The following is a 221-nucleotide window of genomic DNA, read 5'->3' as shown; positions in this document are numbered from 1 at the left end:
CAGCCGATGGAAAACTTCGGCATGGAATTCGTCGCCCTGTGGCAAAAAGACGAGTCGAATGCCAACGGTTCCTCGACCTGGACCTCGGTCGGCGTGCGTCCCGTGTACGCGTTCACCAACAACTTCAAGCTGGTGGGCGAACTGGGCACGGATCGCGTGACGCAAGCGGGCGGCCTGCCGGCCAAGCGTTTGACCAAGCTGACCATCGCACCGACGATCTC

1 protein-coding gene is annotated in these 221 nt (G+C 61.5%); it reads left to right on the top strand.

The window, feature by feature from the left end; all coding sequences use genetic code 11:
• Positions 1–21: 21 nt before the first annotated feature.
• A partial coding sequence (locus K0F85_RS28435) for a carbohydrate porin (RefSeq protein WP_257638225.1) occupies positions 22–221 on the top strand: 200 nt, incomplete at its 3' end.

This window comes from Janthinobacterium sp. UMAB-56 (assembly GCF_900095265.1).
GTDB lineage: Bacteria > Pseudomonadota > Gammaproteobacteria > Burkholderiales > Burkholderiaceae_D > Janthinobacterium.
This window is presented reverse-complemented; position numbering and strand designations above follow the sequence as displayed.